The organism is Pseudomonas sp. TZ252, from assembly GCF_056110345.1.
Genome location: NZ_CM148566.1, coordinates 277,100 through 295,279 on the forward strand (window position 1 = coordinate 277,100; position 18,180 = coordinate 295,279).

General features: G+C 63.3%; 12 protein-coding genes and 1 pseudogene. 8 read left to right on the top strand and 5 right to left on the bottom strand.

All coding sequences use genetic code 11. The features are described from left to right. Positions 1 to 268: 268 nt before the first annotated feature. Positions 269 to 1,885 carry an ATP-binding protein gene (locus ACYAF3_RS01295; RefSeq protein WP_221771366.1) on the bottom strand — a complete coding sequence of 539 codons (1,617 nt, stop codon included), beginning with the start codon at positions 1,883 to 1,885 and terminating at the stop codon, positions 269 to 271. Positions 1,886 to 1,968: 83 nt separating this feature from the next. Further along, the gene (locus ACYAF3_RS01300; protein WP_003082360.1) at positions 1,969 to 2,679 is read right to left on the bottom strand and encodes a winged helix-turn-helix domain-containing protein; all 711 of its coding nucleotides are present in this window, start codon (positions 2,677 to 2,679) and stop codon (positions 1,969 to 1,971) included. A gap of 732 nt (positions 2,680 to 3,411) precedes the next feature. Here ACYAF3_RS01300 and ACYAF3_RS01305 point away from each other — a divergent pair. The 4 genes from ACYAF3_RS01305 (at position 3,412) to ACYAF3_RS01320 (ending at position 9,789) form a co-directional block, all read left to right on the top strand. Next, positions 3,412 to 6,303: a ribonucleoside-diphosphate reductase subunit alpha gene (locus ACYAF3_RS01305; protein WP_003082358.1), complete on the top strand. Its 2,892-nt coding sequence runs from the start codon at positions 3,412 to 3,414 to the stop codon at positions 6,301 to 6,303. Between the two features lie 263 nt (positions 6,304 to 6,566). After that, a complete protein-coding gene (locus ACYAF3_RS01310) occupies positions 6,567 to 7,814 on the top strand; it encodes a ribonucleotide-diphosphate reductase subunit beta (protein WP_003086547.1) in 1,248 nt (415 codons plus the stop codon). Between the two features lie 354 nt (positions 7,815 to 8,168). After that, positions 8,169 to 8,702: an REP-associated tyrosine transposase gene (locus ACYAF3_RS01315; protein WP_033936145.1), complete on the top strand. Its 534-nt coding sequence runs from the start codon at positions 8,169 to 8,171 to the stop codon at positions 8,700 to 8,702. Positions 8,703 to 9,234: 532 nt separating this feature from the next. After that, entirely contained in the window at positions 9,235 to 9,789 is a 555-nt protein-coding gene (locus ACYAF3_RS01320) for a BRO-N domain-containing protein (protein WP_105579115.1), read from the top strand. Positions 9,790 to 10,241: 452 nt separating this feature from the next. Here ACYAF3_RS01320 and ACYAF3_RS01325 read toward each other — a convergent pair whose 3' ends face one another. The 3 genes and pseudogenes from ACYAF3_RS01325 to ACYAF3_RS01335 all read right to left on the bottom strand — a co-directional run bounded on the left by ACYAF3_RS01325 (position 10,242) and on the right by ACYAF3_RS01335 (position 12,504). Then, a complete protein-coding gene (locus tag ACYAF3_RS01325) occupies positions 10,242 to 10,514 on the bottom strand; it encodes a colicin immunity domain-containing protein (protein ID WP_016561652.1) in 273 nt (90 codons plus the stop codon). Between the two features lies 1 nt (position 10,515). Beyond that, positions 10,516 to 11,535, bottom strand: coding sequence for an S-type pyocin domain-containing protein (locus tag ACYAF3_RS01330; protein WP_405045536.1), 1,020 nt, complete (start codon positions 11,533 to 11,535; stop codon positions 10,516 to 10,518). A gap of 103 nt (positions 11,536 to 11,638) precedes the next feature. Then, a pseudogene (locus tag ACYAF3_RS01335) lies at positions 11,639 to 12,504 on the bottom strand (hypothetical protein). Positions 12,505 to 12,979: 475 nt separating this feature from the next. Between ACYAF3_RS01335 and ACYAF3_RS01340 the strand changes: the two are divergent. The 4 genes from ACYAF3_RS01340 (at position 12,980) to ACYAF3_RS01355 (ending at position 18,133) form a co-directional block, all read left to right on the top strand. Next, positions 12,980 to 13,348 carry a DUF2195 family protein gene (locus tag ACYAF3_RS01340; RefSeq protein WP_003101825.1) on the top strand — a complete coding sequence of 123 codons (369 nt, stop codon included), beginning with the start codon at positions 12,980 to 12,982 and terminating at the stop codon, positions 13,346 to 13,348. 27 nt (positions 13,349 to 13,375) lie between these two features. Beyond that, complete coding sequence (locus tag ACYAF3_RS01345) at positions 13,376 to 14,155, top strand: ATP-grasp domain-containing protein (protein ID WP_034012079.1); 780 nt, start codon at positions 13,376 to 13,378, stop codon at positions 14,153 to 14,155. A 311-nt stretch (positions 14,156 to 14,466) separates the two neighbouring features. Beyond that, entirely contained in the window at positions 14,467 to 16,383 is a 1,917-nt protein-coding gene (toxA, locus tag ACYAF3_RS01350) for an exotoxin A (protein ID WP_034012081.1), read from the top strand. A 259-nt stretch (positions 16,384 to 16,642) separates the two neighbouring features. Beyond that, complete coding sequence (locus ACYAF3_RS01355) at positions 16,643 to 18,133, top strand: APC family permease (RefSeq protein ID WP_003082330.1); 1,491 nt, start codon at positions 16,643 to 16,645, stop codon at positions 18,131 to 18,133. The last annotated feature ends 47 nt before the right edge of the window (positions 18,134 to 18,180 follow it).

Here is an 18,180-nt window from a genome sequence, read left to right on the forward strand (position 1 = left end):
AAGACTTCGACGGTTCGGCTGCGCAACGCTGTTCTTGTTATCCGACCCCGGCAAAATGCCGTTGGAGCGGGCATTTCGAATGGCGTTCCACTAGCCACCGCGTCCCGGAGTATAAACAAACGAGTCCAACTGAAAAGGACTTTTTTAGCCCCTGGCGGAATACTCGCCACGCCCGGCGGGACTGGCCTTTCGATATGTTTTCGCTACGCCTGGAATACGTCTGCGCATGCACTTGCAGATAGCTAGCCGCCATATTTCCGTCGGCTTTTCAGCGGTCGCGCAGACCCGCCTTGCGCGGCCAGGCCAGGGTGAAGCAGGCACCGCCCAGAGTCTCGCTGCGGCCGATGGAGGCCCGGCCGCCATGCCAGTAGACGATCCGCCGGACGATGGACAGTCCCAGGCCATGCCCGCCGGAAGCACGGGTCCGGCTATCGTCCAGGCGTAGGAATGGCGTAAAGAGCCGCTCCCATTGCGCCTCCGGCACCCCCGGCCCGTCGTCCTCGACATCCACCCGGCAACGCTCCAGGCTGACCCGGTAGCTGATCCTGACCCGACGATCGGCATGCCGCAGCGCATTGGTCAGCAGGTTCTGCAAGGCCCGATGCAGGTAGCGCGGCTCGGCCTCGATCCAACTGCCCAGCTCCTCAGGCACCAGCGCGCCCTCCTCGCAACTGACCAGCACCTCGCGGCGCAGCGGGGCGATCTCCTCCACCACCTGGCGCACCAGCACGCCCAGCTCCAGGCGCTGGTAGGTCAGCGGCGGCGAGCCCTGTTCCAGGCGCGCGTAGGTGAGCATCTCGTCGACCAGCTTGTCGAGGTCCTGGATATCGTTGTCCATGCCCTCCAGGTACTTCAGGCGGGCGCCGTCGGTCTCGGCGGTCTCGATCATCTCCAGGCCGAAGCGCAACCGCGCCACCGGCGTGCGCAGCTCGTGGGACACCGCGCGAACCATCTCGCGCTGCACCGTCAGCAGCCGGTGGATGTGCTCGGCCATATGGTTGAAGGCCGCGCCCAGGCGTCCCACCGAGTCGCCACCGCGCACCTCGACGCGGGTATCCAGACTGCCGCGGGCGATCCGCGTGGCGGCCGCCTCCAGGCTGCGCAGGCGCTGCTCCAGACGACGCACCAGCAGGTAGGTGATCAGGCCGATGAAGCTCAGGCACAGCGCGCCGAGCAGCAACAGCAGCTGCGGCGGATAGAGGTTCATCTGGAACAGCGGGCCCAGCTCCAGCACCCAGGGCGTGTCGAGGATGCCGGCGAAGATGCGGATCGAGTCGCCGTCCTTGCCCAGCGCCATCACCGTGTCGCCCTCCACCACCCGCCGGCGCTGGTCGTCGTCGAGGTCCAGCTCCTTGACCTGGAGCAGGTGCACCGGGAAGCCGAAGCGCTTGTCGCGGACGATCCGCGCAAGGTGGTAAGGCTGTTCGCTGGCCGGGTAGCGCACCAGTTCGTCCATCAGCAGGTAAACCGTGGCCCGCGCCAGTTGCTCGCTGACCTGCTGCACCTCGCCGCTGAGCACCAGGTTCTCGGCGGCGCCGGCCTGGGTATAGACGGTGACGGCGTGCTCGGCGGTCTGCTTCACCAGCACCTGGCCGTTCATCAGGCGCGCGCGGCTGCGTCCGTCCATCCGCAGCTCATCCAGCCCGTGCAGTTGCAGGGGAATACCCAGCAAGCGGCTCCACTGCGCCAGGGCGCGCTTGCGCTCGGTGGCGGTCATCGGTTGCAGGTTGTCGGCCATCAGGCGGAAGGTGCCGCGCGCAAGCTCCTCGCGGTAGTGCTCGCCGCGCACCTCGTTGATCCAGTGCAGGCCGAGCAGGCCCAGGCCGCTGACCAGCAGCAGGGCCAGGAGCATGCCGCCATAGATGCGCAGGAAGATGGATTTCATCGGCGAGCCCCCGGCCGCTGTCCGCTGCTGTTGATTCTGGCCGACCGGGACGCCCGCGCCCCGGCCCGCAGGAAAAAAGCGCCTCAGCCCTCGCCGACGAACAGGTAGCCCTTGCTGCGTACGGTCTTGATCAGCCGCGGGTGCATCGGGTCGTCGCCGATCTTCGGGCGGATCCGCGAGATGCGCACGTCGATGGAGCGGTCCTGGCCGTCGTACTCGATGCCGCGCAGGGCGTTGAAGATCTCCTCGCGGGAGAGAATGCGCCCGGCGTTCGCCGCCAGCAGCCAGAGCAGGTCGAATTCGGCGCTGGTCAGCTCGATGGTGGTCCCGTCCAGCCAGGCCTCGCGCATCGCGTTGTCGATCACCAGGCGACCGAACGCCAGGCGTTTGCTGTCCGCCGCCGGGGCGCCCGCTTCCGGCGCCTCGCTGCGCCGCAACAGGGCACGGATGCGCGCCAGCAGCACACGCGGGCGCACCGGCTTGCACACGTAGTCGTCGGCGCCCATCTCCAGGCCGAGTACCTCGTCCATATCGTCGGTGCGCGCGGTGAGCATCAGGATCGGACCGTCGAACTGCGGGCGCACCTGGCGGCAGATGGACAGGCCGTCCTCGCCCGGCAGCATCAGGTCGAGCACCACCAGGTCCGGGCGTTCGGCGAGGATACGCGCCGCCGCCAGTGCGCCGTTGGCTTCGATGTCGACCTTCAGGCCGTTGCCTTCCAGGTATTCCCGGGTCAGCTCGGCCAGGCGTCGATCGTCCTCGACGATCAGGATGCGCCAGGCTTCTTGCTCCACACAGCCTCCTCGTATCGCGGTCCCGGAGCCGCCGTGCGGCCCCCTCAGAGCGGCCCGCATTGTAGCCAATACGGGGGCCGCGCGGCAGCACGCGAGGAACATCTTGCAAACACTACATATTGTGGGTAGGGTGCGCGCCCCGAAAGGTTGGGGAGTAGGTCTGCGCCGGTGCTTTCCGAGGGCGACGAATGGCATTCTCCAGCGCTGCCGCGGCCTACGGACGCTTCCTAGGACTCACGCACAGAAGACCCACACTTTATCCACAGGTTTCCCCCAGACTGTCACCTTGCAAACACCCCATTAGCGCATTATCTTGTATCCCCATCGTCGCCACCCCCTATATCTTGGGTTTCGAGCGCACGAACGGCTACAACGGAACCAACCGCGCACGGACCACTCTGATGGCTCCGGCGGCTCCGCAAAAAAGCATTTTCCAGACGTACTGAAAGCATCGACGGCGCTCACCGCAAGGAGCCCTTCATGACGTTGGAAAAGCGGTACGGGTGTTGCAACGGACGCTGTAAACAGACAGTCAACACCACTAGGTATTGTGTTCGACGGCAAAACGCCACGAACCCGCCAGGGCCAGGGAGGCACTCACAGTCCCCACCCTCAGCATTCGAATGAAGCAGCCGCCGCGAGGCCGGCTGCCCGGCTCTTTATCGATTCAAGGGAATGGGCGCCCCGGCGCCCGCTAGCAAAACCATTACGAGAACGTGGAGATACCCACCCATGCATACCGACACCACACGCGAGAACCCGCAGGCCAGCGCGCCGCAGGCCGCCGATTCGTCGCAGGATCTGGCCGCCACCGCGCCGGGCCAGCTGCGCGTGATCAAGCGCAACGGCACCGTAGTCCCCTACACCGATGACAAGATCACCGTGGCCATCACCAAGGCGTTCCTCGCCGTGGAAGGCGGCACCGCCGCCGCCTCGTCGCGTATCCATGACACCGTGCGCCGCCTGACCGAGCAGGTCACCGCCACCTTCAAGCGCCGCATGCCGTCCGGCGGCACCATCCACATCGAAGAGATCCAGGACCAGGTCGAACTGGCCCTGATGCGCGCCGGCGAGCAGAAGGTCGCCCGCGACTACGTGATCTACCGCGAAGCCCGCGCCGCCGAGCGCAAGAACGCCGGCGCCGCCAGCGATGTCGCCCAGCCGCACCCGAGCATCCGCATCACCCGCGCCGACGGCAGCCTGTCGCCGCTGGACATGGGCCGCCTGAACACCATCATCAGCGAAGCCTGCGAAGGCCTGGCCGAGGTGGACGGCGCGCTGATCGAGCGCGAGACCCTGAAGAACCTCTACGATGGCGTCGCCGAGAAGGACGTCAACACCGCCCTGGTGATGACCGCGCGCACCCTGGTCGAGCGCGAGCCGAACTACTCCTACGTCACCGCCCGCCTGCTGATGGACACCCTGCGCGCCGAAGCCCTGGGCTTCCTCGGCGTGGCCGAGAGCGCCACCCATCACGAGATGGCCGAGCTGTACGCCAAGGCCCTTCCGGCCTACATCGAGAAAGGCGCCGAGTTCGAGCTGGTCGATGCCAAGCTGAAGGAATTCGACCTGGAGAAACTGGGCAAGGCCATCGATCACGAGCGCGACCAGCAGTTCACCTACCTCGGCCTGCAGACCCTGTACGACCGCTACTTCATCCACAAGGACGGCATCCGCTTCGAACTGCCGCAGATCTTCTTCATGCGCGTGGCCATGGGCCTGGCCATCGAGGAGAAGGACCGCGAGGCACGCGCCATCGAGTTCTACAACCTGCTGTCGTCCTTCGACTACATGAGTTCCACCCCCACCCTGTTCAACGCCGGCACCCTGCGTCCGCAGCTCTCCAGCTGCTACCTGACCACCGTGCCGGACGACCTGTCGGGCATCTACGGCGCCATCCACGACAACGCCATGCTGTCGAAATTCGCCGGCGGCCTGGGCAACGACTGGACCCCGGTGCGCGCGCTGGGCTCCTACATCAAGGGCACCAACGGCAAGTCTCAGGGCGTCGTGCCCTTCCTGAAAGTGGTCAACGACACCGCGGTCGCGGTCAACCAGGGCGGCAAGCGCAAGGGCGCGGTCTGCGCCTACCTGGAGACCTGGCACCTGGACATCGAGGAATTCCTCGAGCTGCGCAAGAACACCGGTGACGACCGTCGTCGTACCCACGACATGAACACCGCCAACTGGATCCCCGACCTGTTCATGAAGCGCGTCTTCGACGACGGCTCCTGGACCCTCTTCTCGCCGTCCGACGTCCCCGACCTGCACGACCTCTACGGCAAGGCCTTCGAGGAGCGCTACGAGTACTACGAGGCCCTGGCCAGCTACGGCAAGCTGAAGCTGCACAAGGTCGTCCAGGCCAAGGACCTGTGGCGCAAGATGCTCTCCATGCTGTTCGAGACCGGCCACCCGTGGCTGACCTTCAAGGACCCGTGCAACCTGCGCAGCCCGCAGCAGCACGTGGGCGTGGTGCACAGCTCGAACCTCTGCACCGAGATCACCCTGAACACCAACAAGGACGAGATCGCCGTCTGCAACCTGGGCTCGATCAACCTGGTCAACCACATCGTCGACGGCAAGCTGGACACCGCCAAGCTGGAGAAGACCGTCAAGACCGCGGTACGCATGCTCGATAACGTCATCGACATCAACTACTACTCGGTCCCGCAGGCGCAGAACTCCAACTTCAAGCACCGTCCGGTCGGCCTGGGCATCATGGGCTTCCAGGACGCCCTGTACCTGCAGCACATCCCCTACGGTTCGGACGCGGCCATCGCCTTCGCCGACCAGTCCATGGAAGCCATCAGCTACTACGCGATCCAGGCTTCCTGCGACCTGGCCGACGAGCGCGGCGCCTACCAGACCTTCCAGGGCTCGCTGTGGTCGCAAGGCATCCTGCCGATCGACTCGGAGAAGAAGCTGATCGAAGAGCGCGGCGCCAAGTACATCGAAGTCGACCTGTCGGAAACCCTCGACTGGGCACCGCTGCGCGAGCGCGTACAGAAAGGCATCCGCAACTCGAACATCATGGCCATCGCGCCGACCGCGACCATCGCCAACATCACCGGCGTCTCGCAGTCGATCGAGCCGACCTACCAGAACCTGTACGTGAAGTCGAACCTCTCCGGCGAGTTCACCGTGATCAACCCCTACCTGGTGCGCGACCTCAAGGCCCGCGGCCTGTGGGACCCGGTCATGGTCAACGACCTGAAGTACTACGACGGTTCCGTGCAGCAGATCGAGCGCATCCCGCAGGACCTCAAGGACCTCTACGCCACCGCGTTCGAAGTCGAGACCCGCTGGATCGTCGAAGCCGCCAGCCGTCGCCAGAAGTGGATCGACCAGGCCCAGTCGCTGAACCTGTACATCGCCGGCGCCTCGGGCAAGAAGCTCGACGTGACCTACCGCATGGCCTGGTTCCGCGGCCTGAAGACCACCTACTACCTCCGTGCCCTGGCCGCCACCAGCACCGAGAAGTCCACCATCAACACCGGCAAGCTCAACGCCGTGTCGGCCGGTGGCAACGACGGCCTGCAAGCCGCCCCGGCCGCCGAGCCGAAGCCGGCGCCGGTGCCGCAGGCATGCAGCATCGACAACCCCGACTGCGAAGCCTGCCAGTGATCGCGCGTCGCTGAACGGCGTCCGTGTCGTGGCCGGGTAAGCCGGACTCCTCCCGTGAGTCCGGCTTGCCCGGCTCCTGACGGTCGCTCGTCCAGCGCCACGCTGGCAGCGCAAGGCCCCTCGCCAGGGCCAGGAACAATCCCCTTCTTCCCTCCGGGGGAGAAGAACGGCCCGGCCAGACCGTGCCGGACCACCGCTTTCGCGTGCACCTCACGCCCCATATCCAGGCCGCCGAGACGGCCGCCAGACCAGGAGAGAGCAAGATGCTGAGCTGGGACGAATTCGACAAAGAAGACCCGACCGAAGCCAAGGCCGCGCCCGCCGCCGCCCAGGCCGTTGCCCAAGGCCATGACAAGCTGGACGACGAAGCCGCCGGCTCGGTGGAAGAAGCGCGCGCCGTTTCCGCCGACGACTCCGACGCCGTCGCCCGCGCCAAGAAGGCCCTGAACGACCTCGACATCCAGGAAGGCCTGGACGATCTCGAAGGCTCCGCCGCCCGCGTGCAGGTCGGCGACAAGCAGATGATCAACGCCCGCGCCGACCTCAACCAGCTCGTCCCCTTCAAGTACGACTGGGCCTGGCAGAAGTATCTGGATGGTTGCGCCAACCACTGGATGCCGCAGGAAGTCAACATGAACGCCGACATCGCCCTGTGGAAGAGCAAGGACGGCCTCAGCGAAGACGAGCGGCGCATCGTCATGCGCAACCTCGGCTTCTTCTCCACCGCCGACTCCCTGGTCGCCAACAACCTGGTGCTGGCCGTGTACCGCCTGATCACCAACCCCGAGTGCCGCCAGTACATCCTGCGCCAGGCCTTCGAAGAGGCGATCCACACCCACGCCTACCAGTACTGCATCGAGTCGCTGGGCATGGACGAGGGCGAGATCTTCAACATGTACCACGAGATCCCCAGCGTGGCGAAGAAGGCCTCCTGGGGCCTGAAGTACACCCGCTCGATCTCCGACCCAATGTTCCAGACCGGCACCCCGGAAACCGACCGCCAGTTCCTGCGCAACCTGATCGCCTACTACTGCGTGCTGGAAGGCATCTTCTTCTACTGCGGCTTCACCCAGATCCTCTCCATGGGCCGCCGCAACAAGATGACCGGCACCGCCGAGCAGTTCCAGTACATCCTCCGCGACGAGTCGATGCACCTGAACTTCGGTATCGACGTGATCAACCAGATCAAGATCGAGAACCCGCACCTGTGGGACGCCCAGATGAAGGACGAGGCGACCCAGATGATCCTCCAAGGCACTCAGCTGGAGATCGAATACGCGCGCGACACCATGCCGCGCGGGGTGCTGGGGATGAACGCGGCGATGATGGAGGACTACCTGAAGTTCATCGCCAACCGGCGCCTGACCCAGATCGGCCTGAAGGAAGAGTATCCGGGGACCACCAACCCGTTCCCGTGGATGTCGGAGATCATGGACCTGAAGAAGGAGAAGAACTTCTTCGAGACGCGGGTTATCGAGTACCAGACGGGCGGAGCACTGAGCTGGGATTGAGATTCTCGATTTAGATCAAGACCGTTAGACACTGTCGACGGAAAGGGATTTCGGGACAATGGTAGAGATAAAGAGCCCCGCCTTGTGCGGGGTTCTTCATTAAAGAGAAATAAAAACCCAAGGTGTTCAGCAAGTTAATTCACCAAATCAAATAGAAGATATGTGCCAAGCTCACTATCCCCAAGACACCATCGACAGACTATTTGAGTCAAACAGTCCTAGAAAACAAGAAATAAAAACATGCCCAACCATTCGCTCAATCTGAAATCTCCGTAGGGCGAATAACGCGCAGCGTTATCCGCCAGCTGGCCAAGGTACGCTCCGAAATCCTTCTGGATACACGGACGATCCCCAATGCCAAGCTACCGACGAACCTGGGTCCCCGGCGGCACCTATTTCTTCACCGTCACCCTGCATGACCGCCGCTCCAACCTGCTGACCCGCGAAATCGACCTGCTGCGCCGCGTGGTCGCCCAGACCAGGCGCCGGCATCCCTTCCGCATCGATGCCTGGGTCGTGCTGCCGGAGCACATGCATTGCCTCTGGACCCTGCCGCCCGACGACGCCGATTTCGCCACCCGCTGGAAGGTCATCAAGTCCGGCTTCGCACGGCGCATCCCCTGCCACGAATCACGTACCTTCGCGCAACGGCGGCGAGGACAACGCTCCATCTGGCAGCAGCGCTACTGGGAACACCTGATTCGCAATGACACGGACTACCGGCGCCATTTCGACTACATTCATCTCAACCCTGTGAAACACGGGCTGGTTACGGCGGTCAAGGATTGGCCCTTCTCCACCTTCCACCGGGCCGTGGCTGATGGGCTTTATCCCGAGGATTGGGCCGGTGATCCTTCCTTGGAGGTCCGGGCGGCCGAGCGGGTTTGAGTCTGCTGGCGGATAACGGCTGTGCCGTTATTCGCCCTACCCCGGCTACCAAGTCTTTTTCTCAGCCTCGCAGGATGGCCGGCCCCGAGAAAGTAACCAAAGCGCTTGCCCCTGCATTCGGCCTCCTACACGACGATTCCGCTCGGCCTCCTGATGGGGCGGACCGGAGCGTCGGATGTTTCTCTGGAAGAGATAGGGCGAATAACGCGAAGCGTTATCCGCAGCTACACAGGATTTTCCTGTAACGCCCGAGCATCGGGGGATTGAAAGAACTTCGTCAAGTCGATGTACAAGCAATGGCTTCAGAGAATCGGCGGATAACTGCTTTGCAGTTATTCGCCCTACCGTTGACCGCTATCGGTGCGCTCCATAATCATTCTTCGGCGCTAAGAACGCATACCACCCAGCGGCAAACCGCTCCCGAAAGTAGCGGTGTATTCCATTGAGGAAATGCGTATGCCATTCGTTTTTCAACCCACCCCATTCATCCCCTCGCGGCACGACACCAACACCACCTCCCCGGAGGTGCGCCATGTCTGACACCCTCCTCCACCCCAGCCGTTTCACCCACCACCATCGGGTCCTGCACGCCGTGCTGCTGGATGAGGAAGGCTGGTTCGTGCTCTCCGACCTGGTACGGCTGCTGGGCCGTTACCTGGGCGGTCGGGCGCCGGCGGCGTTGTGTGACGAGGCGCCGTGGCCGCTGGCGACGGCGGAACAGCGCGAGCGCTTGTTCGCCCTCTGTCATGCGCTGGAGCGGCATCTGGACACCGATCAGTGGCGGCTCGCCTGGCTCCATGACGAACGCCACGGGCCACGCCAGGACTGCCTGGTCAGCGAGTCCGGGCTCTACGCTCTGCTCTGGCTCGCAGTGCCTGGCGCGGCACGAGGCTTGCGCCGTTGGGTCAGCGGCTCGGTACTGCCACGCCTGCGCAGCCAGGCCCACCCCAACGCCACGCCCCAGCGCGCCGTGCTGCACTGGAAAACCGCCGAGATCGACACCCTGCACTGGCAAGGCAAGACCTGGATCCCCCTCTCCGACTGCCCCCAACTCCTCGACAGCCCACGCCCGCTGATCCGGGCCTGACCCCGCCACATGCCCTGAAAGGAGTCAGGGCTTGAAGCAGCGGAGTGACCTGCTTTTACATGACTACTTGTCGTGGCCTGCAATCAGCACCGGCCTGTAATCCATCGCGGCCAACCAGAATTATCTGCGACTGACGGATAGGCTGGGCTCAGATTAATTGCGAGTTTGCAATCCATTCGACGGGCTAGTGCTCTTTGCGACTGACGCTCATACTGGTAATCCGGCACTTTGCATCTTTTCCTGCAACTCGGTCGCTCGCGCCGGGTCCAGCGTATTGCTGAACAACGCACTAACCTCCGTAGGCTTGGCATCGAACTGCTCTACCAGGCTTTTATGGTTTATCTTGCTAGTAGTCGACGTGCTTCTGCATCTCGAGACGGGAAGCCACTCTCTACGAGAAGACAGAAGCCCCTCACAGAGGCCTCTGTCTACGCCTACTAAAGTTCGGCTTATTATATGTATTTGTATTCTTTCAATAAATCACTCAGAGCTATTTTAAGTTCACCCTCTGTAAGTTCACCTGGGCGCTCTTTCTTTCCCTCGGTAAAGCTGTCGGCCAGACCAAACATTAAACTCAAGCATCTCCCAAGCGATGCATCATCTTGGGCCAGCACCCCTGAATCGCGCTCGGACCTCCAAGTCTTAAAAAATTCTTCGCTGAAGGTTTTCCCGTCAATCGATGAGGCTAATAGCTTCTTTGCAATATCTATCATTTCCATGCTCATCTTAAAGCACCTCATTTTTCATGTAAAAATTGTATTGATCCGTGCCAGGCTCAATCCTCCACCCAGAAACAAACATCCCATCCTCTCCAATGATAACAACAATATTAGTCCTGGCATTGTAATGTACTTTTGATTTTACTTCGGAGTGGTAAGTCCCTTTTTCTACGGTTGCAGGATCAGCAAGGTGCTCAAGAATTTTATCCCTAAACTCTGCAAGCGTTCCATTGTTGGCGCTTTTTTCACCCAGCCCAAAATCATATTTGTGGCTATCAAATTTTTTCTGTAGTTGCCTCCGTGTGAAGATACCACTATCAAGAGGACTACTGAGCATTACATAAACAGGTTTGACTCCAGAATCCGCCGGGAAAATCACGATCAGATCGTTTAGGTCCAGTAGCACTCCCGGATAGGACTCCGGCTCGGTCTTCAACGGTGTGAGGGTCACCCCCTCATATACCGGCACCGGCTTCGGTACGACCGGAGTGGTACTCGAAGGGTTCTGGTTTCCTGGAGGACTCGCCGGCGTCCAGGTCAGGATCAGTGGCGGCGCTTCTGCGGTCGTAGAGGGAACCGTAACCTCGTACAGGCCTGTCGTGGCATTGTAGGCCGCCATCCGGACCGGAACGGCTTTCGGAACGCTCACACCATCGGTGCTGACCACCGAAAGGGTCGTCGTGTTGCCTCGTGCCTCGTTGGTCAGGCACATCGGCAGATCGACGGTACCGCTGGCTTTTGCAACCGCGTTCAGGTTTACGCTTGGGGGAAGCCCCAATTTAGCGGCATCCATGCCCAGGGCGTAACGAACGCTATCGGGCGTTTGGTCCTGCCATTGCTCGGCAGTCCGGGAGGAGTAGGTCAGACTGGCAAAGCCCACGGCCATCACCGAGGGTGCTGAAGCCAGGACCCGGCCCAGGACGGCAATCGCATCGGAGATCGCTTGAGCAAGGGATGCGGCGCCTTGTGCGACCTGGATCAGACCCCGGCCTGCGGCGGTGGCGACAACGCTGCCATTGGCTGGCATGGCATAAGTATTGGCAGCCCTGATCGCCGCTTGACGAGCGATTTCCTTGCGCCTTGCCGTTTCGGCGTTCAGCTTGTCCAGCCGTGCTTGCAGGCTGGCGATTTCATCCACTAGGAGATCGGCGTTGTAGGTTGCCTTTTGTTTCTCCAGTGCATTGGGTGCCTTGGCAATCAAGGCATTGTTTGCAGTCTGCAATTTCTTCTTATTGGCGATCGCCTGCGTAACCAGTTGAGTAGCGCGTTCAAGCCACTGCTCTGGCGTTGGATTGGTCAGTTGAGGCAAAGCATTCCCAGCCTGGTCAAGCTCGGACTGCACTTTTTTCTCGACATTTGCCTTCCTGGCCTTGTAGTCCGCCTCCACCTCAGCAGCGGCTCGCTGGGCTTCTGCTTCCAATGACCGGGCTTTATTCTCCAGCTCTTGAGACGTTTGTTTCAAGATAGCGATTTGCGCCTTATAAATATCGGCGCTGTACGCTTTGGCCAGCTCACTCATATGGCGATCCAGGAACTCTCCATAGAATTTTCGGCTGGCCAGCAACTGACTCTGGTACATCGACCCTGACTTCTGAGGAAAGTCTGAAGCCGTATAAAGATTGGCCGGGCGATCCTCAATGGCCTTTAGCGATTTTGCTTTGGCATCCATGAGTGCATCAACGATACTCTTTTCATCGCGGATGTCATTGGCACTGACCGCTTTACCTGGCAACCCCGCTTCACTCTTGATTTCATCAACCTCCTTCAGGGTTTCATTTTTCAGGTTTTTCTTGAGTTCTGAATGGGACTTATCAAGCGTACTTCTTAGCTTCCTGTACTCCTGCATTCCAGTACCGACATACGGACTTGGTCCTGGTGGGACAAATGGTGGAGTACCGTAGCTTGATCGAGCAGGAATATACTGGATTATGTCACGCCCACCACCCTGCACATGTGTAATAACCATCGAACCAGGTTCGTAATCATTGACAGCCATAGATCGCCCCTACATTAATTTGAAAGTGTAATGTATTGAGCGACCCCCACCTAGAGAACCCTCTCCCAGTCAATAAGCCCCAATGCATCGGCAATACACTGCAATCAACTTCAATATCCCGTGTTTAGATGATCCAGAAGGTGCGCTCTCTCGCCTCTTATAATCGCGCCTGCGTCAAACGGTCATTTCCTGAACGCACACCTCATCTACCCCGGCCAGTCACGGAAGCCGCATACCTTCAGTTCATTAACGAACTCCCACTTTCAAAATTCATCCATGCCGCCCCTTCGCGAGCTTCCGGACAAAACCACGCTGATTGCGAGCCCAGCGTTTTTGATTGCAAGCCGCTGCACTTGGTCAGGCCGTTTCCGCAGCGCATGAAGTCTTGGCCGATCTACCGGCACGGCCAGCCATCGTTCGACGAATAAAGCCACCTCAGCCATGATGCCCTTTCCATCCCCAGCGAACCCCCGACATGGACGCCAAAGCTCTGCTCCTCGGCAGCCTCTGCCTGGCCTCCCCATTCGCCGACGCGGCGACGCTCGACAATGCCCTCTCCGCCTGCCTCACCGCCCGGCTCGGTGCACCGCACACGGCGGAGGGCCAGTTGCACCTGCCACTCACCCTTGAGGCCCGGCGCTCCACCGGCGAATGCGGCTGTACCTCGGCGCTGGTGCGATATCGGCTGCTGGCCATGCATGCCAATGCGAAGGCACAGGTCCTTCAGGAAGGTCTGCTCGACGGTCGCTACGAAGGCACCCGTACCCTAACGTTGGCAGCGGATGCGCAACTGGCGGCGGACAGCACGCTCGTGGTACGTCTTGGTTGCGCCGTCGCCGAATGACCATCCACCGACCCAGCGAGGTTCGCGATGCACCTGCTTTACCCCTCCGCCCCCGACCGCAGCAACGCGGTCGATGAACTCTTCGCCGAGGAATATGACGCGGCCCGTTCGGCAGGCTTGGCCTGTTCGCTGTTCTGCGACGAGGAACTGGAAAGTGGACGCTTCCGCGCCCGCCCGGAGTTTCCGGCAAACACCCAGGTGCTGTATCGCGGCTGGATGCTCACACCGGAAAACTACGCTCGCCTGCACGGCGCGATCCTCGTCGCTGGCGGACGGCCCCTGACCAGTCCACAGCAATATCGGCACTGCCATTACTTGCCGGAGTGGTATCCGCTCTGTGAGGACCTCACGCCGGCGACCCTGTTCCTGTCCAGGAACGCCGACTTCGAGGCAGTGTTGGCGCAAAGCCCGTGGCGCGCCTGGTTCGTCAAGGACCATGTGAAATCCCTGACCACCCAGCGCGGCTCGAAGGCCACCAATGCTGCGGAAGTGCGGGAAGTCCTCGATTCGATCGAGCGTTATCGAGGCACCATCGAAGGCGGTGTATGCCTTCGGGAGTTCGAGGCGCTGCGTGCGGAAACCGAGGAACGCTACTTCGTTCTTCACGGCCGCGCTCACGGGCGTCTCGATGCCGTCCCGCCGCTAGTGGAACAGGTGGCACAACGTATCGATTGCCCGTTCTTTTCCGTCGACGTGGTCGAGTCGACCAGTGACGAGTTGCGCCTGATGGAACTCGGCGATGGCCAGGTCTCCGACCGCAAGCAATGGCCCGCCGCACGCTTCGCGGCGATGCTGGCACAGGCATAGTCGGAACCGCTGCAATCCCAACCCGACCAAGCTCCCCTTGATCGATCCTGAGGGGGGCTCGTCACTCGCGCAGTGCCTCGACCACTTACTCTCATCCAAAGCCCAGGAACGGTTGTCCGTCCCCTCGCCCATGGATATTTCTTCCACTCTGCAATCCAGTTCATAAATCCCATAAAAGCCCTCTTCCGCTCCCCGCCAGCCTCCCCGCATCCCGCACCCTAGACGCCCCGCCGCTCTCCGCCGGCTCGCCCGACAAGAAAAACCAACCGCTCGATCAGCCTCATCCTTCACCCATCACAGGAGCCATCGCGATGCACCTGATACCCCATTGGATCCCCCTGGTCGCCAGCCTCGGCCTGCTCGCCGGCGGCTCGTCCGCGTCCGCCGCCGAGGAAGCCTTCGACCTCTGGAACGAATGCGCCAAGGCCTGCGTGCTCGACCTCAAGGACGGCGTGCGTTCCAGCCGCATGAGAGTCGACCCGGCCATCGCCGACACCAACGGCCAGGGCGTGCTGCACTACTCCATGGTCCTGGAGGGCGGCAACGACGCGCTCAAGCTGGCCATCGACAACGCCCTCAGCATCACCAGCGACGGCCTGACCATCCGCCTCGAAGGCGGCGTCGAGCCGAACAAGCCGGTGCGCTACAGCTACACGCGCCAGGCGCGCGGCAGTTGGTCGCTGAACTGGCTGGTACCGATCGGCCACGAGAAGCCTTCGAACATCAAGGTGTTCATCCACGAACTGAACGCCGGTAACCAGCTCAGCCACATGTCGCCGATCTACACCATCGAGATGGGCGACGAGTTGCTGGCGAAGCTGGCGCGCGATGCCACCTTCTTCGTCAGGGCGCACGAGAGCAACGAGATGCAGCCGACGCTCGCCATCAGCCATGCCGGGGTCAGCGTGGTCATGGCCCAGGCCCAGCCGCGCCGGGAAAAGCGCTGGAGCGAATGGGCCAGCGGCAAGGTGTTGTGCCTGCTCGACCCGCTGGACGGGGTCTACAACTACCTCGCCCAGCAGCGCTGCAACCTCGACGATACCTGGGAAGGCAAGATCTACCGGGTGCTCGCCGGCAACCCGGCGAAGCATGACCTGGACATCAAGCCCACGGTCATCAGTCATCGCCTGCACTTCCCCGAGGGCGGCAGCCTGGCCGCGCTGACCGCGCACCAGGCCTGCCACCTGCCGCTGGAGACTTTCACCCGTCATCGCCAGCCGCGCGGCTGGGAACAACTGGAGCAGTGCGGTTATCCGGTGCAGCGGCTGGTCGCCCTCTACCTGGCGGCGCGACTGTCGTGGAACCAGGTCGACCAGGTGATCCGCAACGCCCTGGCCAGCCCCGGCAGCGGCGGCGACCTGGGCGAAGCGATCCGCGAGCAGCCGGAGCAGGCCCGTCTGGCCCTGACCCTGGCCGCCGCCGAGAGCGAGCGCTTCGTCCGGCAGGGCACCGGCAACGACGAGGCCGGCGCGGCCAGCGCCGACGTGGTGAGCCTGACCTGCTCGGTCGCCGCCGGTGAATGCGCGGGCCCGGCGGACAGCGGCGACGCCCTGCTGGAGCGCAACTATCCCACTGGCGCGGAGTTCCTCGGCGACGGCGGCGACGTCAGCTTCAGCACCCGCGGCACGCAGAACTGGACGGTGGAGCGGCTGCTCCAGGCGCACCGCCAACTGGAGGAGCGCGGCTATGTGTTCGTCGGCTACCACGGCACCTTCCTCGAAGCGGCGCAAAGCATCGTCTTCGGCGGGGTGCGCGCGCGCAGCCAGGACCTCGACGCGATCTGGCGCGGTTTCTATATCGCCGGCGATCCGGCGCTGGCCTACGGCTACGCCCAGGACCAGGAACCCGACGCGCGCGGCCGGATCCGCAACGGTGCCCTGCTGCGGGTCTATGTGCCGCGCTCGAGTCTGCCGGGCTTCTACCGCACCGGCCTGACCCTGGCCGCGCCGGAGGCGGCGGGCGAGGTCGAACGGCTGATCGGCCATCCGCTGCCGCTGCGCCTGGACGCCATCACCGGCCCCGAGGAGGAAGGCGGGCGCCTGGAGACCATCCTCGGCTGGCCGCTGGCCGAGCGCACCGTGGTGATTCCCTCGGCGATCCCCACCGACCCGCGCAACGTCGGCGGCGACCTCGACCCGTCCAGCATCCCCGACAAGGAACAGGCGATCAGCGCCCTGCCGGACTACGCCAGCCAGCCCGGCAAACCGCCGCGCGAGGACCTGAAGTAACTGCCGCGACCGGCCGGCTCCCTTCGCAGGAGCCGGCCTTCTCGGGGCCTGGCCATACATCAGGTTTTCCTGATGCCAGCCCAATCGAATATGAATTCATCCTGATAGGTAATCCGCCTAACCTGCGTCTGCCACGCTTTCGCTCGTCCCGGAAGCGGCCATAACAATTCCAATAGCCGACGAGGACTCTCCATGCTCACCCATCGCATCGGTGGCATCCGCCTTTCCCCTTCCCCGCAGCGCTCGCCCGGAGACCGCCATGACTGATCTCCGCGATACCTCCCGCGACGAACGCCTGCTGGCGGCCCACGGCTATCGCCAGGAACTGGAGCGCGGGCTGAGCCTGTGGTCGTCCTTTTCCGTCGGCTTCGCCACCATCTCGCCGGTGGTGGGCATCTACTCGGTGATGTCCCTCGGCGCCATGAGCATGGGCCCCTCCTGGGTCTGGGTGGTGCCGCTGTGCCTGCTGCTGCAGTTCGGCGTGGCGCTGGTCTACGCCGAGCTGTCCTCGCAGTTTCCGCTGGCCGGCGGCTGCTACCAGTGGGTGCGGCGCCTGGTGGGCGACCGCCTGGCCTGGTTCACCGGCTTCCTCTACCTGGCTTCGGCGCTGGCCTCGCTGACTACCGTGGCCTACCTCGGTGGCTTCTGGCTCGGCCTGCTGGCGACCGGCGCGCCGCCGTCGGCCAACGGCCAGGTGCTCTGCGGCGCGCTGCTGCTGGCGCTGGGCCTGGCGGTGAACCTGCTGGGGATCAACCCGCTGAAGTACTTCGTCAATGCCGGGATCGTCGCCGAGGCCATCGCCTCCATCGGTATCGGCGTGCTGTTGCTGCTGTTCTTCCGCAACCATCCGCTCGACCTGCTGTTCAGCGGCCCGGGCGGCACAGGCGATGCGGACGGTTCCTACCTGGACGGCGTACTGACCGCGCTGGCGGTGGGCGGCTGGGCTTTCCTCGGCTTCGACGCCTGCTCGCAGATTTCCGAGGAAACCACCGATGCCCGCGTCTCCACTCCCCGGGCGATCCTGCGCTCGATGCTGGTGGTGGGATTCACCGTGATGCTCACCGCCTTCGCCGTGACCCTGTCCTACCAGGACATCGGCGCGGTGGTCAGCGGCCAGGTGGTCGACCCGGTCACCCCGGCGGTGGTGGACGCCTTCGGCGCCTGGGCCGAGCGGCCCTTCGTCGCAGTGGTGCTGATCGCCTTCGTCGCCTGCGTGGTGTCGGTGCAGACCTACATCGGCCGGGCGATCTTCGGCATGGCGCGCGACGCCATCCTGCCCGGCTCCGCCCTGCTGCGCCGGGTCGACCGGCGCAAGGTGCCGATGGCGGCGATGGTCTGCAGCACGCTGCTGGCCAGCCTCGGCCTGGCCCTGGGGCTGAACGCCACGGCGGTCGGCACGCTGATCGCGTTCGGCAGCGGCGGTTTCTTCGTGGTCTTCCTGATCGTCGCCGCCTGCGCTCTCTGGGCCCGCCTCGTCGGCCGCTGGGACCCGGACAAGGGCGCCTTGCGCCTGGGGCGCGCGGGGCTGGCGGTGAACGTCCTGGCAGTCGCCTGGCTGTCTTTCGAGGCGCTCAACGTCGCCTGGCCGCGGGCCAGCCTCGCCCCGCCCGACGCGCCCTGGTTCCAGGTCTGGGCGGTGGTCGTGGTGTTCTCCGCGCTGGCCGCGTTCGGCCTGCTCTACATGGTCATCGCCAAGCCGCATCGGCGCATCGCCACCAGCCTCAGCTTCGCCGCTCCGCCGGCGGACTGACCCGCACGCGCCGGCCGTTCCGGCGCCTCCTCCGGTTGTTCCCGCAC